The sequence below is a fragment of the Clostridium algidicarnis genome (assembly GCF_000703125.1).
Taxonomy (GTDB): domain Bacteria; phylum Bacillota; class Clostridia; order Clostridiales; family Clostridiaceae; genus Clostridium_L; species Clostridium_L algidicarnis.
This window is the reverse complement of the sequence record NZ_JNLN01000001.1, coordinates 726642-749725: the sequence shown is the minus strand read 5'-3', so window position 1 is coordinate 749725 and position 23084 is coordinate 726642. Positions and strand designations below refer to the sequence as shown.

At 32.1% G+C, this 23084-nt stretch carries 23 protein-coding genes, 1 tRNA gene and 1 other annotated feature; of the genes, 23 read left to right on the top strand and 1 reads right to left on the bottom strand.

Annotated features, from left to right (window positions below):
• Nucleotides 1-94: 94 nt before the first annotated feature.
• The 4 genes from BV55_RS0103775 (at nucleotide 95) to disA (ending at nucleotide 4307) form a co-directional block, all read left to right on the top strand.
• Nucleotides 95-820, top strand: a complete 726-nt coding sequence (locus BV55_RS0103775) for a GntR family transcriptional regulator (protein WP_029451450.1) — start codon at nucleotides 95-97, stop codon at nucleotides 818-820.
• Entirely contained in the window at nucleotides 817-1548 is a 732-nt protein-coding gene (gene nagB / locus BV55_RS0103770; protein ID WP_029451448.1) for a glucosamine-6-phosphate deaminase, read from the top strand. Before BV55_RS0103775 ends, nagB begins: the two co-directional genes overlap by 4 nt.
• A 275-nt stretch (nucleotides 1549-1823) precedes the next feature.
• Nucleotides 1824-3188, top strand: coding sequence for a DNA repair protein RadA (gene radA, locus BV55_RS0103765; protein WP_029451447.1), 1365 nt, complete (start codon nucleotides 1824-1826; stop codon nucleotides 3186-3188).
• Between the two features lie 54 nt (nucleotides 3189-3242).
• Nucleotides 3243-4307 (top strand): DNA integrity scanning diadenylate cyclase DisA, encoded by a 1065-nt coding sequence (gene disA, locus BV55_RS0103760; RefSeq protein ID WP_029451444.1) that lies wholly within the window; start codon nucleotides 3243-3245, stop codon nucleotides 4305-4307.
• A gap of 31 nt (nucleotides 4308-4338) precedes the next feature.
• Here the strand turns inward: disA and BV55_RS0103755 are convergent, their stop codons facing one another.
• A complete protein-coding gene (locus BV55_RS0103755) occupies nucleotides 4339-4737 on the bottom strand; it encodes a nucleoside triphosphate pyrophosphohydrolase family protein (protein ID WP_029451443.1) in 399 nt (132 codons plus the stop codon).
• A gap of 337 nt (nucleotides 4738-5074) precedes the next feature.
• On the opposite strand from BV55_RS0103755, the gene BV55_RS0103750 reads away from it, so the two are divergent.
• The 19 genes from BV55_RS0103750 (at nucleotide 5075) to rpoB (ending at nucleotide 23065) form a co-directional block, all read left to right on the top strand.
• Complete coding sequence (locus tag BV55_RS0103750; protein ID WP_029451442.1) at nucleotides 5075-6181, top strand: PIN/TRAM domain-containing protein; 1107 nt, start codon at nucleotides 5075-5077, stop codon at nucleotides 6179-6181.
• Nucleotides 6182-6307: 126 nt separating this feature from the next.
• Nucleotides 6308-6994 carry a 2-C-methyl-D-erythritol 4-phosphate cytidylyltransferase gene (ispD, locus tag BV55_RS0103745; protein WP_029451441.1) on the top strand — a complete coding sequence of 229 codons (687 nt, stop codon included), beginning with the start codon at nucleotides 6308-6310 and terminating at the stop codon, nucleotides 6992-6994.
• Between the two features lie 238 nt (nucleotides 6995-7232).
• Nucleotides 7233-8633 (top strand): cysteine--tRNA ligase, encoded by a 1401-nt coding sequence (cysS, locus tag BV55_RS0103740; RefSeq protein ID WP_029451440.1) that lies wholly within the window; start codon nucleotides 7233-7235, stop codon nucleotides 8631-8633.
• A gap of 72 nt (nucleotides 8634-8705) precedes the next feature.
• Nucleotides 8706-10490: a penicillin-binding transpeptidase domain-containing protein gene (locus BV55_RS0103735; protein ID WP_029451439.1), complete on the top strand. Its 1785-nt coding sequence runs from the start codon at nucleotides 8706-8708 to the stop codon at nucleotides 10488-10490.
• Nucleotides 10491-10670: 180 nt separating this feature from the next.
• Complete coding sequence (gene rpsD / locus BV55_RS0103730; RefSeq protein ID WP_029451438.1) at nucleotides 10671-11264, top strand: 30S ribosomal protein S4; 594 nt, start codon at nucleotides 10671-10673, stop codon at nucleotides 11262-11264.
• A 257-nt stretch (nucleotides 11265-11521) separates the two neighbouring features.
• Nucleotides 11522-11938: a Mini-ribonuclease 3 gene (locus BV55_RS0103725; RefSeq protein ID WP_029451437.1), complete on the top strand. Its 417-nt coding sequence runs from the start codon at nucleotides 11522-11524 to the stop codon at nucleotides 11936-11938.
• Nucleotides 11939-11958: 20 nt separating this feature from the next.
• Nucleotides 11959-12747 carry a 23S rRNA (guanosine(2251)-2'-O)-methyltransferase RlmB gene (gene rlmB / locus BV55_RS0103720; RefSeq protein ID WP_029451436.1) on the top strand — a complete coding sequence of 263 codons (789 nt, stop codon included), beginning with the start codon at nucleotides 11959-11961 and terminating at the stop codon, nucleotides 12745-12747.
• A gap of 2 nt (nucleotides 12748-12749) precedes the next feature.
• Complete coding sequence (locus BV55_RS0103715; protein WP_029451435.1) at nucleotides 12750-13259, top strand: NYN domain-containing protein; 510 nt, start codon at nucleotides 12750-12752, stop codon at nucleotides 13257-13259.
• Between the two features lie 71 nt (nucleotides 13260-13330).
• Nucleotides 13331-13972: an RNA polymerase sporulation sigma factor SigH gene (sigH, locus tag BV55_RS0103710; protein ID WP_029451434.1), complete on the top strand. Its 642-nt coding sequence runs from the start codon at nucleotides 13331-13333 to the stop codon at nucleotides 13970-13972.
• A 150-nt stretch (nucleotides 13973-14122) separates the two neighbouring features.
• Nucleotides 14123-14198: transfer RNA gene (locus tag BV55_RS0103705), tRNA-Thr, on the top strand.
• Nucleotides 14199-14269: 71 nt separating this feature from the next.
• The gene (gene tuf, locus BV55_RS0103700; protein ID WP_029451416.1) at nucleotides 14270-15463 is read left to right on the top strand and encodes an elongation factor Tu; all 1194 of its coding nucleotides are present in this window, start codon (nucleotides 14270-14272) and stop codon (nucleotides 15461-15463) included.
• Between the two features lie 176 nt (nucleotides 15464-15639).
• Nucleotides 15640-15789 carry a 50S ribosomal protein L33 gene (rpmG, locus tag BV55_RS15265; RefSeq protein WP_084170488.1) on the top strand — a complete coding sequence of 50 codons (150 nt, stop codon included), beginning with the start codon at nucleotides 15640-15642 and terminating at the stop codon, nucleotides 15787-15789.
• A 29-nt stretch (nucleotides 15790-15818) separates the two neighbouring features.
• Nucleotides 15819-16055 carry a preprotein translocase subunit SecE gene (secE, locus tag BV55_RS0103690; protein ID WP_029451433.1) on the top strand — a complete coding sequence of 79 codons (237 nt, stop codon included), beginning with the start codon at nucleotides 15819-15821 and terminating at the stop codon, nucleotides 16053-16055.
• Between the two features lie 38 nt (nucleotides 16056-16093).
• Nucleotides 16094-16615 (top strand): transcription termination/antitermination protein NusG, encoded by a 522-nt coding sequence (nusG, locus tag BV55_RS0103685; RefSeq protein ID WP_029451432.1) that lies wholly within the window; start codon nucleotides 16094-16096, stop codon nucleotides 16613-16615.
• Nucleotides 16616-16688: 73 nt separating this feature from the next.
• A complete protein-coding gene (gene rplK, locus BV55_RS0103680; RefSeq protein ID WP_029451430.1) occupies nucleotides 16689-17114 on the top strand; it encodes a 50S ribosomal protein L11 in 426 nt (141 codons plus the stop codon).
• A 64-nt stretch (nucleotides 17115-17178) separates the two neighbouring features.
• The gene (gene rplA / locus BV55_RS0103675; RefSeq protein ID WP_084170591.1) at nucleotides 17179-17868 is read left to right on the top strand and encodes a 50S ribosomal protein L1; all 690 of its coding nucleotides are present in this window, start codon (nucleotides 17179-17181) and stop codon (nucleotides 17866-17868) included.
• Between the two features lie 42 nt (nucleotides 17869-17910).
• Nucleotides 17911-18041 (top strand) — a sequence feature (ribosomal protein L10 leader region).
• A gap of 33 nt (nucleotides 18042-18074) precedes the next feature.
• The gene (gene rplJ / locus BV55_RS0103670; RefSeq protein WP_029451427.1) at nucleotides 18075-18578 is read left to right on the top strand and encodes a 50S ribosomal protein L10; all 504 of its coding nucleotides are present in this window, start codon (nucleotides 18075-18077) and stop codon (nucleotides 18576-18578) included.
• A gap of 55 nt (nucleotides 18579-18633) precedes the next feature.
• Entirely contained in the window at nucleotides 18634-18996 is a 363-nt protein-coding gene (gene rplL / locus BV55_RS0103665; protein WP_029451425.1) for a 50S ribosomal protein L7/L12, read from the top strand.
• Nucleotides 18997-19303: 307 nt separating this feature from the next.
• Nucleotides 19304-23065: a DNA-directed RNA polymerase subunit beta gene (rpoB, locus tag BV55_RS0103660; protein ID WP_029451424.1), complete on the top strand. Its 3762-nt coding sequence runs from the start codon at nucleotides 19304-19306 to the stop codon at nucleotides 23063-23065.
• The last annotated feature ends 19 nt before the right edge of the window (nucleotides 23066-23084 follow it).

Sequence of the window (23084 nt, the reverse complement as noted above, 5' to 3'; positions counted from 1 at the left end):
TATGCATTTAATATAAATATTCCTATTAAATGTAGCTATACTGGTATAGACATCTATAACTATGTAGATTATAATAATTTCAGGAGGGATTCTTATGATAGACAAAAGTAGTCCTATCCCTGCGTATTATCAACTAAAAGAGGACGTAAAAAAGAAAATATCTAAAGGAACTTGGTCAGTAGGCCAGTGTATAGATAGTGAAAGAGAGCTTTCCAAAAACTATTCTGTTAGCAGAATGACGGTAAGGCAAGCCCTTGGAGAATTAGTTCAAGAAGGTTTGCTCGTTAGACAAAAGGGTGTAGGAACATTTGTATCTGAGCCAAAAGTTAAGCAAAAAGATATGATGAGCTTTTCAGAAATAGTATCTAGAACTGGAATGAAATTAGAAACTAAGGTGCTTCAATTCGAAGAGATTGATGCTAGTAAAGAGTTGAAAGATATTTTTAATAAAGATAAGATATATAAGATAAACAGAATGAGAATTGTAAATGGTTGTAGCATAGCTAATGAGATAGTATATATACCCTGTGATTATTTAGATATAAAAGATAAAGGTGAGTTAAATGGATCACTCTACAAGGTGTTAGAAGAAGAAGGCTATAAGATAGTTAATTCTGAAACTTCGATACAAGCATTAGTAATGGAAGACAGATATAAGGAAATATTTAATACAGAAGAATTAGTTCCTCTTCTTAAAACTTGTAGTAAGAATATGACAGCAGAAGATAAGGTTATTTTCATTGAAGAGGCCATTTATAGATCAGATAAATATTTATTAGAAGTTAATATATCATCAAAAAGTGAGGGGAAATTAAAATGAAACTAATAATTGAAAAAGACTATGAGGGTATAAGCAAAAGAGCAGCAAAGGAAATTTCAAAGGTTATTAATAATAAAGAGCATAGTATTTTGGGGCTTGCTACAGGAAGTTCACCTATAGGACTATATGAGGAACTTATAAAGTTAAATGAAGAGAAAAAGGTTGATTTCTCTAAAGTTACAACTATTAATTTAGATGAATATATAGGAATTTCAAACAACCATCCTCAAAGCTACAGATATTTCATGAATAACACATTATTTAACCATATAAATATAGATAAAAACAATACTTATGTACCAAATGGTAATGCTGAAGATATGAAAGCAGAATGCATAGGTTATGATAAAAACATAAGAGATTTAGGTGGAATTGATGTTCAACTACTAGGTATAGGGGGAAATGGACATATTGCCTTTAATGAACCTGATGAAGAGCTTGTTTTAGGTACTCATGTTACAGGACTTACAGAAAGTACAATTAAGGCCAATTCTAGATTTTTTGATAGTATTGATGAAGTGCCTAAAAAGGCTATAACTATGGGACTTGGCGAAATAATGAAGGCTAAAAGTATAATATTAATAGCTAGTGGTGAAGGGAAAGCAGAAGCTATAGCAAAGCTTTTTTCGGGAAAAATAACCACTAAGTCTCCAGCCACACTTCTTGCAGTGCACAATGATGTTACTGTAATTATAGATGAACAAGCAGCCTCTTTGTTAAATAAGTAAATATATTATCAGAATTTTATTTAGGGGAATTTAGTCATATGACAAAATTCCCCTAAATCATTATAAATTAAAATATTAAGAGGTATAAAAACCTAAAAATATAGAAAAAATGCAAGTGTGAATATGAAATTTTAAAAATCCACACAAAATACAAACAAAATATTGTATAATTAAGTTCTAATAAAAAATGGAAACCATGGTTTAACCTATAAAGTATAGTAAAATACTAATGGGTAAACAGATATAAAATAGATGGAAACTGGAGTTGGTAAGGGTTGGCAAAGACTAAAACAAATTATGTGTGTCAACAATGTGGATATGAAACATTAAGGTGGCTTGGAAAGTGCCCTTCTTGTAATACATGGGCAAGTCTTGTAGAAGAAAAGGTAATACCTTCATCAGTAAATGAGCGTCATAAGATGCCGTTTAGTAAAGAAAGTTTACCTAAAAATATAAACACTATAAAGTCTGGTGAACAAGAACGCTATAACACAGGCATTGTAGAATTAAATAGGGTATTAGGTGGGGGACTAGTTAAAGGTTCACTTACCCTTATCTCAGGAGATCCTGGTATAGGTAAATCTACACTTCTTATTCAAACTGCTAATAATATAGCGGAAAGTTATGGAAAGGTTTTATACGTATCAGGAGAAGAATCTGAAGAACAGATAAAGATAAGAGGTGATAGGTTAAATTTATCATCACAAAACCTTTATATATTATCAGAGACTAACCTTTCTAATATTGAAGTTCAAATAGAAGAATTAGATCCATCTTTTGTAATAATAGATTCTATTCAAACTGTATTTAAAGACTCATTATCTTCTGCTCCAGGCAGTGTTTCACAAGTTAGAGAGTGCTCTAATGAGCTTATGAGAATAGGAAAAATGAAAAACATACCATTTTTTATAGTGGCACATGTTACTAAACAAGGAGAGCTTGCAGGACCTAAAGTATTAGAACATATGGTAGATGCTGTACTATCCTTTGAAGGTGAAAGAACAGAAGAGTTTAGGATATTAAGAACTATGAAAAATAGATTCGGAACAACTAGTGAAATTGGAGTTTTTGAAATGAAAGAAGAAGGTCTTATGGAAGTTTATGACCCTTCTAAAATATTTTTGCAAGATACTTCATTTAATCAAGAAGGATCAATAGTTGTAGGTACGGTGGAAGGTAGTAGACCTATATTAGTTGAAGTTCAAGCATTAGTTAGTGAATCCAATGCAAACTTTCCAAGAAGGACATCTGTAGGGCTTGACACTGCAAGATTGAATCTTATTTTGGCAGTTTTAGAAAAGAAATTCAAGATACCTTTTTATAAAACTGATGTTTATGTTAATGTAGTAGGAGGGTTAAATCTAGAAGGTACATTCGGAGATCTTGGTATAGCTTTAGCTCTTATTTCTAGTGCTAAAGGTAAAAGTTTAAGTTTGGAAAAAGCCTTATGTATTGGAGAAATAGGACTTACAGGAGAAATAAGACCTGTTATGGGATGTGAAAGAATAATAAATGAAGCCTATAAGATGGGTTTTAAAAATGTAATAATACCTTCAAGAAATAAAGAAAATTTAAAATTTAAAGATATAAATTTAATTTCAGCAAATAGTTTAAAAGAAGTGGTGGATAAAGTTTTCTAGCTAAAATAGGTAATCTTAAAATAATTGATTATTTAATAGCATTAAGGTGGTTATATGAGAATAGAAAGAGATAAGGAATTAAAAAACATATTAAAAATAATGGGACCTGGAACAGCTTTAAGAGAAGGATTAGAAAATATCTTAAGAGCTAAAACAGGGGGGCTTTTATTACTAGCCAGTGATGATGAGACTCTCAAAATTGTTGATGGAGGATTTACAATTAACTCAGAATACAATCCTTCTTATGTATATGAACTAGCTAAAATGGATGGTGCAATAGTTATAAGTTCTGATATAAAAAAGATATTATATGCAAATGCACAGCTTGTACCTGAACATTCAATAACAACTTACGAGACTGGAACAAGACATAGAACAGCTCATAGAGTGGCTAAGCAAACAGGATGCATTGTAATTGCTATATCTCAAAGAAGAAATATGATAACAGTATACAAAGGAGATATTAAGTATGTGTTAAAAGATAGTAGCATCATACTAGGAAAGGCAAACCAAGCAATACAAACCTTAGAGAGATATGTAGCAGTTTTAAATAAAGTAATAAGTAACCTGAATCTTTTAGAATTCCAGGATATTGTTACCTTACTTGATGTAGTAACAGTTATTCAAAGAACAGAGATGGTAATGAGAATAGTATCGGAAATTGAAAAGTACATATGTGAATTAGGAAATGAAGGAAGACTCATATCAATGCAATTAGATGAACTTATAAGGTATGTTGAAGAGGATGGAATACTTTTAATAAGAGATTATTGTAAATTAGGGTTAAATGAAAATGAAATATATACCGGTATACAAATGTTAAGTTCAGTAGAAATACTAGACTTAGATTTAATAGCTAAACTTATAGGATACAGTGGAGTAACATTAGTAGAAACGCTTATATCATCTAGAGGATATAGAATATTAAATAAGATTCCAAGAATACCTAGTAGTATTATAGAAAATTTAGTTAAAAACTTTAATGAACTACAGGCTGTAGTAGAAGCATCCTACGAAGAACTAGATAAAGTAGAAGGTATAGGAGAAGCAAGGGCAAGGGCAATAAAAAATGGGCTTAGAAGAATAAAAGAACAAGTAGCTTTAGATAAGCAATTATAATATTACCCCTGCTTTTATAGCAGGGGAGTCATTATCTAAGATGATACTTACCTAAAGTATTCATCCTATCATATTCTTTTAAAATTATATCATAAATATTTAAATCTAAAAGATTGCACAGAGAACTCAGGTAAAATATATTATTACCTAATTCAGTTTCTATAACTTCCCTACAGTCGTTACAAAGATTTCCGTCTAGATGAGTTTTAAAGCAGTCATTTGGATCATCCATTGAATTTTCATCAGAGGGCAAACATTGCTTTTTAGCATTTATAGTTATACAGCCACAGCTTGTAACAGATTTAGCTATTGATCTATTGACTCTAGCTTCTGATTCTTGAAGCTTAGTAAGTACGTCTAAAATGCTCTTATGCCTTATAAGATATTCATCGACGGAGTTTTGGAAATCATCAAAAATTATATCTTTCATGTAAGACTCAACTCCTTATTTTTTTAACTATCCTAGGTTCTTTAAGTTAATTATAGGTTTTTTCAGACAATTTTGTCAATTGGTGAATGGACGATGTGAATAGTTAAATCTGTTTATGCTTATATATTAACTTAGATACTAGCTTTTTCATAGGGGGGCTTAATAGAAGTATTTATCAAGGCTGAATATGAACATATAAGTAAAAGCTTAAAAAGTAATGAATATTCTATTAAATAAGCAGGCTTTTATTGCAATGGAAAAAGTATTAATATATATTAATACTTAAGGGTTAGAATTACAACTTTTTGGCAACAATTTAGAAAGGGAGGTGAATGACTTGTTAAAAAAGGTTTTAAGATCGTTATTTACAATAATAGGATTAGTGATTGGCTACTTCGTTGGTGTTTTATTACTTAAAACTGAGTATGTAAAAAGCAAGGGATATTTCAGCGGATTTAATATTAATACAATATTATTTTTAATTCTTATTACTTTATTATTTGGATTTATATTATTTTTAATTTCACCATGGATTAATAATTTGATTTCTAAAGTAGTAGAATATATCGAAAGAAGTATGCAAAAATTAACATCGATAGAAATTTTATTTGGAGCAGTAGGAGCCATAATTGCACTTATTATATCTTCGCTTTTAGCTAGTGTTTTGAATGCAACATTAATTGGAAAGATAATTTATGCGGTTATAAATATAGTGGCAGCTGTATTTGGAGCAGACATTGCTATTAAAAGAAGAGAAGATGTGATGTCCTTTTTTGGCAACTTCAAAAAGGTAACATCAGGAAGAGATAAAAAGAACAAATTTAATAATAAAGCTACACCTAAAGTTCTAGATACCTCTGTTATAATTGATGGGAGAATATTTGATATATGTCAAACAGGGTTTATAGAAGGAACCCTAATAATTCCGACATTTGTTTTAGAAGAATTAAGGCATATAGCAGATTCATCTGACTCATTAAAAAGAAATCGCGGAAGAAGAGGTCTTGATATATTAAATAAGATTCAAAAAGAATTAAATATTGAAGTTCAAATATCAGAAAAGGACTTTCCAGAAATAGCAGAAGTAGATAGTAAATTATTAAAACTTGCTCAATTTTTAGACGGTAAGGTTATAACAAACGATTATAACTTAAATAAGGTGGCTGAATTTCAAGGGGTAGATGTTCTTAATATTAACGAACTTGCGAATGCAATAAAACCGGTAGTTCTTCCAGGAGAAGAAATGACTATACAGGTTATAAAAGATGGTAAAGAGTCTGGTCAAGGAATAGCATATTTAGATGATGGAACTATGATAGTTGTTGAAGGTGGCAGAAAATATATAGGTGAGGTTATAGACGTAGTTGTTACATCTGTACTTCAAACTGCTGCAGGAAGAATGATATTTGCTAAAGAAAAAGATGCATTTGAAAAGCAAGGTTAATATAAGGATTAAATTAATAAAGTTTATAATTACAATAATACCCCTATTTTTATGTAGGGGTATTATTGTAATATAAAGTTATATATATTAATAGAAACTAAGTTTATTCATTAAAGGGGGATAGGCATGGGTAAGGTAAATGCTCTCATAGTAGCTGGGGGAAAAGGTAAAAGGATGAATAGTGATAAAAGCAAACAATTTTTAAATATTCACGGGAAACCTTTAATACATCGTACTTTAGAGAAGTTTTCAATGTGCTGTGATATAGATGAAATATATTTAGTATTGCCAGAGGATGAAGTTACATATTTTGAGGAAAATATACTGAAAAAATATAAGTTTGATAAACCTATCATTATTGTTAAGGGTGGGAAAGAAAGGCAGGACTCAGTTTACAATGGACTAATTTCAATGGAAGATTGTGAAGTTGTGCTTATTCATGATGGCGCAAGACCTTTGGTTAGTGATGATATAATAAAAGATGGAATAAGATATGCCTATTTGTATGGTGGTGCGGCACCTGGGGTTAAGGTTAAAGATACTATAAAAGTTATAGATGAAAGTGGCTTTTCAAAGGCTACTTTAAATAGGAAAGAATTAGTAGCAATACAAACACCTCAATGCTTTAAATATTCCATTATATTAGAAGGACATAACTACATTAGAAAGAATAAGATATTAGTAACAGATGATACGGCTGCTTTAGAACTTATAGGTCACAAGGTTTTTATTTATGAGGGAAGCTATGAAAATATAAAAATTACAACTAAAGAAGACCTAAGAATTGCCGAGCTTATCATTAATAGAGTATAGCTATGTGCTAGTAATTATGTAGGGTTAAGTATTTATTAAAATTAAGGTGTAATTACAAAGGCTTTATTTAAAGAAATAATAAAATCAATTAGAAATAAGATGGTTTATAAATTAGCAAAAATAATATAATTAAAAGGTAATATAGAAAAATTAAAAACTTATATATAGTTTTGAATTATGATATAATTTAATTTGGATAGATTAGAAAATTTTATATAGGCTTAAATGGAGGGAAATTATGAAATTATATAATACATTAAATAAAAGAAAAGAAGAATTTGTTCCTTTGACAGAAGGAGAAATAAAGATGTATGTTTGTGGACCTACTGTATATAATCTTTTTCATATAGGTAATGCAAGAACATTTATTGTTTTCGATGCTTTAAGGAGATATCTTGAATATAGTGGATATAAAGTTAGTTATGTTCAAAACTTTACGGATATAGATGATAAAATGATAAAAAAAGCTAATGAAGAAAAAACTACAGTAAAGTCTCTAGGAGATAAATATATAAATGAGTACTATAAGGATGCTGATGCATTAAATATAGAAAGGGCTACCTTTAATCCTAGAGCTACAGAGCACATAGATCAAATAGTAAGTTTTATATCAGATCTTGTGGATAAAGGATATGCATATGAGGCAGATGGAGATGTTTACTTTAGCACAAAGAAATTTAATGGCTATGGCAAACTATCAGGACAAAACATAGATGATTTGCAGGCAGGAGCTAGGATAGAAGTAGGAGATAAGAAACAGGATCCTATGGATTTTGCTCTATGGAAAAACAAAAAAGAAGGGGAACCAGCTTGGGAGAGCCCATGGGGAATGGGAAGACCAGGATGGCATATTGAATGCTCTTGCATGGCGCATAATATATTAGGTGAAACCATTGATATCCATGCTGGAGGATCTGATCTTGTATTCCCACATCATGAAAATGAAATAGCACAAAGCGAATCGAGAAGTGGAAAACCATTTGCAAATTATTGGGTGCATTCAGCCTTTGTAAATATAAATAATCAAAAAATGTCAAAATCATTGAATAACTTTTTCACAACTCGTGATATATTAGAGAGTTATGATTCAGATGTAGTAAGATTTTTCATGTTATCTGGACATTATAGAACACAACTAAACTTTAGTATGGAGCTTTTAGATTCTGCTAAGGCATCTGTAGAAAGGCTTTATAATGCTATAGGTAATTTAGAAAGCCTTTTAGAAGAAGTGAAGCAAGATAGCATTAAGGAAGAAGAGAAGGTATATATAGATCACATAAAGGAATACAAAGAGAAATTTATGATAAAGATGGATGATGATTTTAATACTGCAGATGGAATATCTGTTATATTTGATTTGATTCGAGATTTAAATAGTAATATAGATATAAATTCATCTAAAGATATGATTAATTATGCTTTAAACCTTATAAGAGATTTAGGGTCACCACTTGGAATTCTTCAAAAATCCACTAAGATGAATTTAAAAGAAGAGGTGGAAAGGTTAATTGAACAAAGAGAACAAGCAAGAAAAGATAAAGATTGGGCGTTATCAGATAAAATACGAGATGAACTTAAAGATATGGGGATAGTTTTAGAAGACACACCTCAGGGAGTAAGGTGGAAAAAGTGCAATTAGACTTAGTAAATAATCATATACTTACTATAGAAATTTTTAGTGTTCTAAGGATTATATAGGAGGAATAAACAAATGAAAAATAAGAAGATTAAAATAAAGCCCATTCGTGTAAAATCAACCTTTATAATATTTTCACTTGTATTTCTCCTTTTATCAATACAACTTTTCAGAAGAATGGTTCTACAAGGTGAGTTTTTGGGTAATAAGGCAGAACAACAATTTTTAAACGAGGCTAAAATATCGCCTAAAAGAGGAAGTATATTAGATAGAAACGGAAGAGAACTTGCTGTAAGTGGTGATGTATATAAAGTTAACTTAGATTTATTGGCCATGCAAGAATATTGTGTAAGATACAATGAAACTAAAGAGCAAGTATCAGAAGAAATCTCAGGAGCTCTAGGCATGGATAATGACAAGGTGCTATCTATGCTTGATAAAACAGATAATAATGGTAGATTATTAAGGGGAATGACTCTAGAGAGAAAAATAGAAAAAGATAAAATAGATAAGCTTAAAGAAGTGAGAAAAACTAAAAAGTATAACTTTATGATAATAGAAAATGATTCTACAAGGCTTTATCCTAATAATAATTTTCTAGCTCACGCACTTGGTATAGTAGATTTGGAGGGTGAGGGTGTTTTTGGATTAGAAAAATATTATGATAAAGAACTTATGGGAGTAGCGGGTATCAGGATAGCAGAGTTAGATAAAAATGCTTCAGAGTTGCCCTATGAGGATGTTGTTTATACAGAAGCTATAAATGGTAAAGATGTAATTTTAAGTGTAGATGAAAGTATACAATATATAGCTCAAACAGTGGCAGATAAGGCTTTGAAAGATACTAAAGCTAAAGGTGTAACTATTATTGTAACTAATCCTAAAAATGGTGAAGTATTAGCAATGGTTAACAAACCAGACTTTAATTTAAATGACCCGAGAATGGGAATAGTGGATAATGAAAAATTGCAACAACTATGGAGAAATAAAGCTGTAAATGATGTTTTCGAACCTGGATCCACGTTTAAGATAACCACAATTTCTGCGGCATTAGAAGAAAAGGTGACATTTCTTAATGATGACTTTTATTGCAAGGGGTTTACTGTGGTAAATGGAACAAAGGTGAACTGTTGGAAGTCTGAAGGGCACGGATCAGAGAAATTAATAGACATCTTGGAGAATTCTTGTAATCCTGGATTTATGGAGCTTGGTAGAAGATTAGGTCAAGAAAGATTAAATAAATATATATATGATTTTGGATTTGGAAAACCTGCAGGTATAGATCTAACAGGAGAGGCAGCAGGGATAATTAAGCCTACAGACCAAATGACTGCTTTAGATCTTGCGACCATATCTTTTGGACAAACTGATGCAGCATCACCTATACAAATATTAGCGGCGCTAAACACTATAATGAATGATGGAGTATATTCAACTCCACATTTAATGAAAGAAGTAGTTGGTGTAGACAAAAATGGAGGTACATCGGTGTCCAAGCCTTATGAAGAAAAAAATCAAAGACAAGTAATAAGTAAGGATACAGCAAATACAGTGGCTAAAATGTTGGAAGAAACCGTATCTAAGGGATCAGGTAAACAAGCTTATGTAGAGGGACTTGGAATAGCTGGGAAAACAGGAACAGCTCAAAAGGCCAATATAGGTGGAAAAGGTTATGTGGAAGGAAAGTTTATATCTTCGTTTATTGGAGCAGCACCTTATGATAATCCTAAAGTAAGCGTATTTGTAAGTATTGATGAACCAGAAGGAGAACATTTTGGTGGTATTATTGCGTCTCCAGTGGCTAAGGAGTTGTTTCAACAAATATTTAATCAAATGGGTATTAATTCATTAAAAGAATAATTAAACATAATAAATAAATTAAAAAACTGAGTATTTAGTAGAGATGGTCAGGATGGGAGATTTAAATTTATTAAATAAGGAATAAGACGAAGTGATAATCATTTTCAATAAAGAGATAATGTGATATATTATCTAAAGGCAATAATTTACCGCGGCAATTCATTTATATGGAGGTATATTATGGCGAAAATGATGGGACCACGTTTTAAACAATGCAGAAGGCTTGGATTAAATGTAAGTGGTCATCCAAAGGCAATGAAAAGAGAAGCAAGAGGAACTAGTAGGGCGGATAAAAAGTTATCTGATTTTGGAGTTCAATTATTAGAAAAACAAAGGCTTAGAGCTTACTACGGTGTTTTAGAAAAGCAATTTAAAATATATGTAGATAAAGCTTTGAAAAGTAAAGAAATGACTGGAGATGTGCTACTTGTAAGCCTAGAATGTAGGCTAGATAACATAGTATATAGAATGGGCCTAGCTTCATCCATTAGACAAGCAAGGCAGATGGTAAGTCATGGACATATAGAAGTTGATGGTAAAAAGGTAGATATACCATCCTATTCAGTTAATATAGGAGAAGAGGTATCACTTAAGTCATCATCACAAAATATAAATATATTTAAAGAAAACTTTGAAAATATTTATTCTCTTAATCTATCGTATATAGAAAAAGATGAAGAAAACTTTAAGGCTAAGTTATGTAAATTACCTGAAAGACATGAATTGCCAATAGAAATAAATGAGCAATTAATCGTTGAATATTATTCTAAATAAAAATTAAATATAAAATATAAGTAAAATATAAGTAAAATATATTTAAAACTCTAAATTCATTATCTATATAAATGATGAATTTAGAGTTTTTTTATAAAGCTATAAAAGAACATAATTATTGGTAAGTTTTTATATACAAAAGTTAAATTAGTTGTTATATTATCTTAAACAGTAGGTTAATAAAGATATTTTAGTTGAGATTATTGAAAATATGAGTAATAATTAGATTATGCTAAAAGAATTCAAGGAGAATTAATATGGAATATTTAAAACACAAAAAATATGATGTTAAGGAAGCCACAGGATTAAGTTCATTAACTTTGGCTTTAATAGGAGATGCAGTATTTGAATTATTTATAAGAAATTATATATTAGAAAAAAATGATGAGCTTTCAGCTCATAAGATACACGTTAAAGCTATAGGGTATGTTAAAGCTTCATCTCAAAGTAAAATAATTAATTTAATCAAAGAAGAACTAAGTGATGAAGAAGTTTGTGTTTATAAAAGAGGAAGAAATGCAAAGTCGCATACAATGCCTAAAAATGCTGAGGTTATGGATTATAGAAACGCAACAGGATTTGAGGCTCTTTTAGGTTATTTGTATTTAACAGAACAAAATGAAAGATTAAGTTTTATTTTAGAAAGATCTATAAATTTAGATTTAACGGTATAAAGTAGTTAAGGAGAACGGTAATGAGAGAAAATAAGATACATTTAGAAGATAAACATCAAGAAATAAAAGAAAGAGAAGATTTAATAGAAGGAAGAAATGCTGTTATAGAAGTTTTAAAATCTGATAAGACTATAGAACAACTATTGGTTGCAAAGGGAGACAAGGAAGGATCCATAACTTCTATACTAGCTATGGCTAAAGAAAAATCTATAGTAGTTAAAGAAGTGGATAGAAAGAAACTAGATTCAATGTCTGAAACTGGAAGTCACCAAGGGGTTATAGCAATCGTAACGCCTTATATTTACAATACCATAGAGGAAATACTAGAATATGCAAAAGAAAAGGATGAAGATCCGTTTATAATTGTTTTAGATGAAATTGAAGATCCACATAATTTAGGATCTATAATAAGGACAGCAGAGCTATGTGGTGCACATGGCATAATAATACCTAAAAGAAGAAGCGTTGGAGTAACTACAACAGTATATAAGACCTCAGCTGGAGCTGCTGAGTATATGAAGATAGCTAAGGTTACAAATATTAATTCAGCCATAGATACATTAAAAGAAAAAGGTTTATGGATTTATGGTGCAGATATGAATGGTGATGAGTATAGTCATAAGGTGGACCTAGGTGGATCTATTGCCATTGTTATAGGCAATGAGGGCAAGGGAATATCTAAACTTACTAGGGATAAATGTGATGTGGTTGTAAGCATACCAATGGCTGGCAAATTAAATTCTCTTAATGCATCGGTAGCAGCAGGGATATTAATGTATGAAGTTTTAAAAAGGAGAATTGAAAAGTAATTGTGAAAATTATTTTTGTTGATGGTTATAATATAATCAATAGCTGGCCGACTCTTCGAGATATAAAAGAGTATAGTTATGAAACAGCAAGACAAAATCTTATAGATTATATGCAAAATTACTCATCATTTAAAGGCTATAAAATATTTTTAGTTTTCGATGCCCATAAAGTAAAGGGGTCTATAGAAAAGACAGAAAAAGTAGGGAACGTTATTGTAGTTTTCACAAAAGAAGGTGAAACTGCTGACAGTTATATAGAAAAGTCAGTAAATAATATAGGACGAAAGACAGAGGTGGAAGTAGTAACATCTGACTCGTTAGAACAACAAGTAATTTTTCAAAGAGGTGCAATAAGGATATCATCCTTGGAATTTTATCATAAGTTAAAAGGGATGGAAGAGGAGGTAGCTTCTAGCTATAAAAAACACAAGCTTTCTAAAAAAAATCCAATTGAAGATAGAATACAAAAAAATGTACTGGAAGAACTTGAGAAAATGCGTAGAAGCCATTGAAATAACTTGACTTAAAGCTAGCCACTGGACTATAATTAAATACATGATGTACAGGATTTGGAGGGGGAACTATGGAAAATACGGGTATTATATACAAGAGCACATCTTTGTATAAGGATATGCTTGATGAAGAAATAGTGGCAGAGACAAAAAAGGGTGATTTAAGAGCTGAAGAATACCTTATAAATAAGTATGAAAATTTTGTGAGGATGAAGGCTAAATCTTATTTCTTGATAGGCGCGGATCGAGAGGATATATATCAAGAAGGTATGATAGGTCTATATAAAGCTATAAGAGACTTTAAACCTGATAAATTGGCATCCTTTAAAGCTTTCGTAGAGCTTTGTGTAACTAGGCAAATAATTACTGCTATAAAGACAGCTACCCGTCAAAAACATATTCCGCTAAATACTTATATATCCCTAAATAAACCTATATATGAAGAAGAATCGGATAGAACATTATTAGATGTTATATCTAGCATGAAAATAACAGATCCTGAAGAACTCTTAATAAGCAAAGAAGAGATGAATCGCATAGAAAAGGAAATAGGGAAGGTTCTTTCCGATTTAGAGATGGAAGTTTTAATGTCGTATTTGGATGGAAAGTCCTACCAAGAAATAGCCTGTGATTTAGACAGACATGCGAAGTCTATAGATAATGCTCTCCAAAGAGTTAAGAGAAAATTGGAGAAGTGTTTAAATAACAGATAATTTGTACAAAAATATTGACATAGAAGAAAAATAGTAGTAAAATCAAAAAAGTGGTTAATCACATATATTTGAATAGAAATAGCTTTAATAGTATATTAAATATAATTTAGTACCAAGATTAACCAATCCGTTTCTAAATTCAGTAATGTTGCCCATGTAGCTCAGTAGGTAGAGCGTCACCTTGGTAAGGTGGAGGTAGTCGGTTCGATCCCGATCGTGGGCTCCAATAAATAGAAATTACAACACACTAGGCAAAGTTTATTGCAAAATCTAATAAAGGATAGGAGGAATTCACAAATGTCAAAAGCAAAATTTGAAAGAAGTAAACCACACGTTAATATTGGAACAATAGGTCACGTAGACCACGGTAAGACAACATTAACAGCAGCTATAACATCAGTATTAGCTAATAGAGGATTTGCAGAAGCGTTTAAGTATGACCAAATAGATAAGGCACCAGAGGAGAAGGAAAGAGGAATAACAATCAATACTTCTCACGTAGAGTATGAAACAGAAAAAAGACATTATGCACACGTAGACTGTCCAGGTCACGCTGACTATGTAAAGAATATGATTACAGGTGCAGCACAAATGGATGGAGCAATCCTAGTTGTATCAGCAGCAGATGGTCCAATGCCACAAACAAGAGAACATATATTATTAGCATCTAGAGTAGGCGTTGGTTATATAGTAGTATTCTTAAACAAATCAGATATGGTAGATGATCCAGAATTATTAGAATTAGTTGAGATGGAAGTTAGAGAACTATTAAGTGAGTATGATTTCCCAGGAGACGATACACCAATAATAGCAGGATCAGCATTAAAAGCATTAGAAAATCCAACAGATGAAGTAGCAATTAAGCCTATATTAGACTTAATGGATGCAATAGATAGCTATATTCCAACACCAGAAAGAGCAACTGACAAACCGTTCTTAATGCCAGTAGAAGATGTATTTACAATTACAGGTAGAGGAACAGTAGCAACAGGAAGAGTTGAAACTGGAGTTCTAAAGGTTGGAGAAGAAGTAGAATTAGTAGGATTATCTGAAGATAAGAGAAAGGTAGTAGTAACAGGAGTAGAGATGTTTAGAAAGTTACTAGACCAAGCAATGGCAGGAGATAATGTAGGAGTTCTATTAAGAGGAATACAAAGAGCAGAAATAGAAAGAGGTCAAGTGCTTGCAAAACCAGGTAGTGTAAATCCACACAGCAAGTTTGTAGGTCAAGTATATGTACTTAAAAAAGAAGAAGGCGGAAGACATACACCATTCTTTGATGGATACAGACCACAATTTTATTTCAGAACAACAGATGTAACAGGATCAATCAAATTACCAGATGGAATGGAAATGGTAATGCCTGGAGACCATATAGATATGAATGTTGAACTAATTAATCCAGTAGCTATGGATGAAGGTTTAAGATTTGCTATAAGAGAAGGCGGAAGAACAGTTGGATCAGGAGTTGTTACTACAATAACAAAATAATTATATTGATATATAACTAAATATACTAGGATTGGGGTTAAAACCTAGTCCTTTACATAACTTTAACGTTGACATGAAAGTTTAATTGTGATAAATTATTAAGGTAATGCGTAAAAAGGGGTATAAGAGCACTAAAGTTCTTATGGTTATATACGAAAATACTGGAGGTGCACAAGGTGAGAGTGAAGATAACTTTAGCATGTACAGAGTGCAAGCAGAGAAACTACAACTCAATGAAAAGTAAAAAGAATGACCCAGACAGATTAGAAATGCAAAAGTATTGTAAGTTCTGTAAAAAGCACACACTTCATAAAGAGACAAAATAAGCGCTTAAAAACCTTAAGGATGTGAATTTATGGCTGTGGATGAAAAGAACAAAGTGGTTAAAAGCACAGACAGTAAGGCGAAGCATAAAACTAGTTTCCTAAAAGAAGTTAAGTCGGAATTTAGTAGAATAACTTGGCCATCTAAAGAGGATGTTAAGAAGGCTTTTTTTGCGGTAGTTGGTTTTTGTTTCTTATATATTGTCTTCATAGGCGCAGTGGATCTTTTATTTAAAAACCTCTTTAAGTTAATTTTCAAATTAAAGTAAAAAAAGGAGGTTGGAATGATTAATCATTCCTAAATATTATGAGTGAAAAAGCTAGATGGTATGTAGTACACACATATTCAGGCTATGAAAACAAAGTAAAAGCTAACCTTGAAAAAACTATAGAAAATAGAAACTTACATGATTTGATTCTTGATCTTCAAGTGCCTATGGAAGAAGTTGTAGAAGAAAAAGATGGTAAGAAAAAGGTTACTATGAAAAAGATTTTTCCTGGATATGTATTAGTTAAACTAATAATGACAGATGAATCATGGTACGTTATAAGAAACACAAGAGGCGTTACTGGGTTTGTAGGTCCTGGATCTAAGCCAGTTCCACTTACTGATGAAGAAGTGAATTCTATGGGGATAAATGAAACCCCTGTAACAGTTGACTTTGAGGTGGGGGAAAGTGTTAAAGTTGTTTCGGGGCCATTGAAAGAATTTATGGCTACCTTACAAGAGATTAACATTGAAAAGAAAAAGGTAAAAGCATTGGTTAATATGTTCGGGAGAGAAACATTAGCAGAACTGGACTTTAATCAAGTAGAAAAGTTAGACTAAATTTAAAATAGGTCTTAATTAAGTGGGAGGGCTTTAAAAGTCCGGTATAACCACAGTATAGGAGGAATAACTCATGGCTAAAAAAGTAACAGGAATGATAAAACTTCAGCTTGCAGCAGGAAAGGCAACACCAGCACCACCAGTTGGACCGGCGTTAGGACAACATGGTGTAAACATAATGGGATTCTGTAAAGAATTTAATGCTAAAACAGCTAATCAAGCTGGTATGATAATACCAGTTGTAATTACTGTTTATCAAGATAGATCTTTCAGTTTTATACTTAAAACACCTCCAGCAGCTATATTATTAAAGAAAGCAGCTGGACTTGAAAGTGGATCAGGAGTGCCAAACAATACTAAAGTTGGTACAGTGACAAGTGAACAAGTTAAGCAAATAGCAGAAACTAAAATGCCTGATTTAAATGCAGCGTCTTTAGAAACAGCTATAAGCATGATTGAAGGAACTGCAAGAAGTATGGGAATAGTTGTAGAAGGTTAATTATTGTAAATTAGTGGGAGGCTAGGACCGTTAATACCACAAAGGAGGCATAACAATGGGAAAGATAGGAAAAAACTATATAGAGAGTTCAAAACTTATAGATAGAAACGCTTTATACACACCAAAAGAAGCTTTAGATTTAACTTTAAAAACAGCTAAAGCAAAATTTGATGAAACAATAGAATTACATGTAAGACTTGGAGTAGATCCAAGACATGCGGACCAACAAGTAAGAGGTGCAGTAGTACTTCCACACGGAACTGGTAAGCAAGTTAGAGTTTTAGTTTTCGCTAAGGGTGAAAAAGCTAATGAAGCTAAGGCTGCTGGTGCAGAATTTGTAGGAGCAGAAGATTTATTAGAAAAGATCCAAAAAGAAAATTGGTTTGATTATGATGTAGTTGTTGCAACTCCAGATATGATGGGTGTTGTAGGTAGATTAGGTAGAGTGCTTGGACCTAAGGGATTAATGCCAAATCCAAAATCAGGAACAGTTACATTTGATGTTCAAAAAGCAGTCCAAGAAATTAAAGCTGGTAAAGTTGAATATAGAGTAGATAAAACTTCTATAGTTCACGTTCCAGTAGGAAAGAAATCTTTTGGAAATGAAAAGTTAGCTGACAACTTCCGTGTTTTGATGGAAGCTTTAGTAAAAGCAAAACCATCAGCAACAAAAGGACAGTACATTAAGTCAGTATCAGTTTCTAGCACAATGGGACCTGGAGTAAAAGTAAACCCAACAAAAGTATTAGAATAATATTGACAAGTGTCGATATCTTTAGTATAATTTCATTTGTTGAAAATTAAATAAAGTATTCCGTAGACAGTAGGTGCGAGAGCATAATAGTTTAACTACCTACCGAGGGCCCCATAATAAGATATAATTATAGGTCTTCTCACGTCTGCGAGAGGACCTTTGTTATTTTAAAAAAGCAGTGAAAGCTGTGAGGAGGTGGACACACAGTGAATAAGAATAGACAATTAAAAGAAGCTAAGGTTTCTGAAATAAAAGAAAAGTTAGAAAAAGCACAATCAGTTATACTTTCAGACTATCAAGGGCTTACAGTTGAAGAAGACACAGAGCTTAGAAAAAAATTAAGAGACTCTGGAGTAGAATACAAAGTTTACAAAAATAAGTTAGTTACTCTTGCGGCAAAGGAATTGGGATTAGAAGGAATAACAGAATTCTTAGAAGGTCCTGTATCTATAGCTTTTGGATATGAAGATGTAACAGCTCCAGCTAGAATACTTAGTGATTTTGCTAAGACTCATAAAAAGATAGAATTAAAAGCTGGTATTGTTCAAGGTGATATATATGATGTTGAAAAAGTTAAACAACTTGCATCAATACCACCAAAAGAAGTTCTTATTGCAAAACTTCTTGGAAGTTTCAAGGCTCCTTTATCAAATTTAGCATACTTGTTAAATGCAGTTAAGGAAAACAAAGAAAACCAAGCAGCAGAGTAATATCATGTTAAAATTAATAGAATATTGTTAATAGAAAATTCGGAGGTGTATTTAAATGACAAGAGAAGAAATAATTCAAGCTATAAAAGATATGAGTGTATTAGAATTAAACGAGTTAGTTAAATCTTGTGAAGAGGAATTTGGAGTTAGCGCAGCAGCTCCAGTAGCAGCAGCAGGTGGAGCACCAGCAGCAGCAGCAGAAGAAAAAACTGAATTTGATGTAATACTAGCAAGTATTGGATCTGAAAAAATCAAAGTTATAAAAGCAGTTAGAGAAATAACAGGACTTGGCTTAAAAGAAGCTAAAGAAGTTGTAGACGGAGCTCCTAAAGCAGTAAAAGAAGGAGTTTCTAAAGAAGAAGCAGAAGAAATCAAGACTAAACTTTCAGAAGTTGGAGCTACAGTAGAAGTTAAGTAGTATCTATACATAAAAGAGACACTTTTTAATTAAAGTGTCTCTTTTTTAGAGCATACCTGTTGACGTGAAATATTTATTGTGATACTATTACTTAATGTACCGTTAATTATGGGATAATATATAGTTAACGATATTCAGGGGGAGAGACACCCCATTAATAATATGTTTCAAAGATTTGACAATATAATGATTTTTTTTGACATAACTGGTTATACTAATATGATAATGTCTGTGCAATCCAGAAGCAAAAGTCCTTAGGGATAGTATGTTTTTGGTTATTTTAGTTTATACAAGGGGTGAAAAGCTAATGGTACATCCTATCCAAGTCGGCAAAAGAACACGAATGAGCTTTGCTAGAGTTAAAGACATAATAGATATGCCTAATTTAATAGAGGTACAGTTAGATTCCTATCAGTGGTTTTTAGATGAGGGACTTCAAGAGGTATTTAATGATATAAGTCCTATATCAAACTATACAGGTAATCTTGTACTTGAATTTATTGGCTATAAACTTGATATGGAGAATATTAAGTATTCTGTTGAAGAATGTAAAGAAAGAGACTCAACTTATGCGGCTCCGTTAAAAGTAAAAGTAAGACTTCAAAACAAAGAGACAGGTGAAATTAAAGAACAAGAAGTATTTATGGGAGATTTTCCTTTAATGACGGAACAAGGTACTTTCATTATAAATGGTTCTGAAAGAGTAATTGTAAGCCAATTGGTAAGATCACCAGGGGTGTATTATAATTATTCCGTAGATAAAAATGGAAAGAAACTATATTCAGCTACTGTAATACCTAATAGAGGTGCGTGGCTAGAATATGAAACAGATTCAAATGATATAATTTATGTAAGAATAGATAAGACTAGAAAGCTTCCAATTAGTGTTCTAGCAAGAGCGATGGGATTCGCAAGTGATCAACAAATAATGGATTACTTTGGTGATGATGAAAGATTAAAGGCTACTATAGAAAAAGATAATACTAAAACAAGAGAAGAAGGCCTATTAGAAATATACAAAAGATTAAGGCCAGGTGAGCCACCTACTGTTGATAGTGCAATGAGTTTAATAGATTCATTGTTTTTTGATGCAAAACGCTATGATTTATCAAAGGTAGGTAGATATAAATTCAATAAAAAGTTAGCACTAAACTTAAGGATTGCAAATCAAATATCAGCATTAGATATAGTTCACCCAGAAACAGGAGAAATCTTTGTTCAAAAAGGTGAAAAAATAGACAGAGAAAATGCTTTAGCAATTCAAGATAGTGGTATAAATCTAGTAGATATAATTGTTGATGATAAAGTAGTAAGAGTTGCAGGTAATAATTTTGTTAATATAAACAAACAATTACCTTTTGATATCACGGATTTAAACATACGCGAATATGTTCATTACCCTACTTTAAGAGAAATATTAAACAATTATACCGAAGAAAGTGCAATTAAAGAAGAAATTAAAAAGAACATACATAGACTTATACCTAAGCATATAATTAAAGATGATATGTATGCTACTATAAGCTATCAAATAGGGCTTTTATATGGTATAGGAAATGTAGATGATATAGACCATCTTGGTAATAGAAGACTAAGATCAGTAGGTGAATTGTTGCAAAATCAATTCAGAATAGGTCTTTCAAGGATGGAAAGAGTAGTAAAAGAGAGAATGACTATACAAGATCCAGAAGGAATAACTCCTCAGGCTCTTATAAATATAAGACCAGTTTCAGCAGCTACAAAAGAATTCTTTGGAAGTTCACAACTGTCTCAGTTCATGGATCAAAATAATCCACTTTCTGAGCTTACTCATAAAAGAAGACTCTCAGCTTTAGGACCTGGTGGATTATCAAGAGAAAGAGCAGGCTTTGAAGTAAGAGACGTTCATCACTCTCATTATGGCAGAATGTGTCCTATAGAGACCCCAGAAGGACCAAACATAGGACTTATCAACTCTTTAGCTACTTATGCAAGGGTTAATGAATATGGCTTTATAGAGACACCGTATAGAGTGGTAGATAAAAAGACTGGTATAGTAACTAGTGAAATTAAATATTTTACAGCAGATGAAGAAGATAATTATTTAGTAGCTCAAGCTAATGAGTTATTAGATGAAAACAATATGTTTATTGATGATAGGGTAACTGTAAGAATAAAAGAAGATATATTACTTGTATCAAGAAATGAAGTTGATCTTATGGACGTTTCACCAAGACAGATAGTATCTGTAGCAACAGCTATGATACCTTTCCTTGAAAATGACGATGCTAGCCGTGCTCTTATGGGTGCTAATATGCAACGTCAAGCGGTGCCGTTATTAATGCCTCAAGCACCATTGGTTGGAACTGGTATTGAATATAAAGCAGCATTAGATTCAGGAGTACTTCCAAAAGCTAGAAATGCCGGAATCGTATCTTATGTAAGTGCTAGTGAAGTTAGGGTTAAAAGAGACTCTGATGGTGGAACTGACGTATATAGATTACTTAAATTTAAAAGGTCAAATCCAGGGACGTGTATAAATCAAAGACCTATTGTAACTAAGGGAGACCATGTTGAACATGGATCTGTATTAGGAGATGGGCCATCAACAGATCTTGGAGAAATAGCATTAGGTAAAAATATAAGAATGGGCTTCATCACATGGGAAGGATATAACTATGAGGATGCTATGCTTATTTCTGAAGAATTAGTAAGAGAAGATGTATTCACATCTATTCACATAGAGGAATATGAATGCGAAGCGAGAGATACAAAGCTAGGACCAGAAGAAATAACTAGAGATATACCTAATGTAGGTGAGGATGCGCTAAAGGATATAGATGAGCGTGGAATCATAAGAATAGGTGCAGAAGTAAGAGCTGGAGATGTACTTGTAGGTAAAGTTACACCTAAGGGAGAAACCGAACTTACAGCAGAAGAAAGGTTACTAAGAGCTATCTTTGGAGAAAAGGCAAGAGAAGTTAGAGATACATCATTAAGAGTTCCTCATGGTCAATCGGGTATTATCGTAGACGTAAAGGTCTTTACAAGGGAAAATGGTGATGAGTTACCTCCAGGGGTAAACCAACTTGTAAGATGTTATATAGCTCAAAAGAGAAAAATATCTGTAGGGGATAAGATGGCTGGAAGACATGGTAATAAGGGTGTTATTTCAAGAGTATTACCAGAAGAGGATATGCCATTTTTACCAGACGGACGACCACTACAAATATGTTTAAATCCATTAGGGGTTCCTTCACGTATGAATATAGGTCAGGTGCTAGAAGTCCATCTAGGTCTTGCAGCAAACAAACTAGGTTGGCATATAGCAACTCCAGTATTTGATGGCGCCAATGAGTATGATATAGAAGAACATCTTATAAAAGCAGGGTATGATGGAGATGGTAAAACTGTACTATATGATGGGAGAACCGGAGAAGCATTCGACAACAGAGTAACTGTAGGATATATGTATATATTGAAACTTGCTCACTTAGTTGATGACAAGATTCATGCAAGATCTACAGGCCCATACTCATTAGTTACACAACAACCTTTAGGAGGTAAAGCACAATTCGGAGGACAAAGATTTGGAGAGATGGAAGTTTGGGCTCTTGAAGCCTATGGAGCAGCACACACTCTTCAGGAAATCTTAACTGTAAAGTCGGATGATGTTGTGGGTAGAGTTAAAACTTATGAGTCAATAGTAAAGGGTGAAAATATACCAGAACCAGGTGTACCAGAGTCCTTTAAAGTTCTTATTAAAGAACTTCAAGCTTTGTGCCTAAATGTAAAAGTTCTTAATGATAAAAAAGAAGAAATTAAATTAAGAGAATATACAGAAGAGGAACTTGAAGCTCTAGAGATAAATATAGAAGGAAAAGAAGATGTACCAGTTATAAAATCAACCACTGAACTAGAAGGTAGTAATCTTCAAGAAATAGTAGAAGAAAAAGCAGAAGAAAAAGCAGAAGAAACAGACGAATTAGAAGAAGTAGAAGTAGATGAAAAAGAAGACGATGATGATGAGTTACCACTAGATGAGTTTAAAAAAGAATTGCAACTAGATGATTTTGATGATGAACACTAATTTTGAAGGGAGGATTACC

Coding starts and splice junctions, on each gene's coding strand:
- rpoB (WP_029451424.1), top strand. CDS start 19,304: ATGGTACATCCTATCCAAGTCGGCAAAAGAACACGAATGAGCTTTGCT.
- disA (WP_029451444.1), top strand. CDS start 3,243: ATGAGAATAGAAAGAGATAAGGAATTAAAAAACATATTAAAAATAATG.
- rpsD (WP_029451438.1), top strand. CDS start 10,671: ATGGCGAAAATGATGGGACCACGTTTTAAACAATGCAGAAGGCTTGGA.
- sigH (WP_029451434.1), top strand. CDS start 13,331: ATGGAAAATACGGGTATTATATACAAGAGCACATCTTTGTATAAGGAT.
- BV55_RS0103725 (WP_029451437.1), top strand. CDS start 11,522: ATGGAATATTTAAAACACAAAAAATATGATGTTAAGGAAGCCACAGGA.
- BV55_RS0103775 (WP_029451450.1), top strand. CDS start 95: ATGATAGACAAAAGTAGTCCTATCCCTGCGTATTATCAACTAAAAGAG.
- nagB (WP_029451448.1), top strand. CDS start 817: ATGAAACTAATAATTGAAAAAGACTATGAGGGTATAAGCAAAAGAGCA.
- rlmB (WP_029451436.1), top strand. CDS start 11,959: ATGAGAGAAAATAAGATACATTTAGAAGATAAACATCAAGAAATAAAA.
- ispD (WP_029451441.1), top strand. CDS start 6,308: ATGGGTAAGGTAAATGCTCTCATAGTAGCTGGGGGAAAAGGTAAAAGG.
- cysS (WP_029451440.1), top strand. CDS start 7,233: ATGAAATTATATAATACATTAAATAAAAGAAAAGAAGAATTTGTTCCT.
- tuf (WP_029451416.1), top strand. CDS start 14,270: ATGTCAAAAGCAAAATTTGAAAGAAGTAAACCACACGTTAATATTGGA.
- rplK (WP_029451430.1), top strand. CDS start 16,689: ATGGCTAAAAAAGTAACAGGAATGATAAAACTTCAGCTTGCAGCAGGA.
- BV55_RS0103735 (WP_029451439.1), top strand. CDS start 8,706: ATGAAAAATAAGAAGATTAAAATAAAGCCCATTCGTGTAAAATCAACC.
- rplL (WP_029451425.1), top strand. CDS start 18,634: ATGACAAGAGAAGAAATAATTCAAGCTATAAAAGATATGAGTGTATTA.
- secE (WP_029451433.1), top strand. CDS start 15,819: ATGGCTGTGGATGAAAAGAACAAAGTGGTTAAAAGCACAGACAGTAAG.
- nusG (WP_029451432.1), top strand. CDS start 16,094: ATGAGTGAAAAAGCTAGATGGTATGTAGTACACACATATTCAGGCTAT.
- BV55_RS0103755 (WP_029451443.1), bottom strand. CDS start 4,737: ATGAAAGATATAATTTTTGATGATTTCCAAAACTCCGTCGATGAATAT.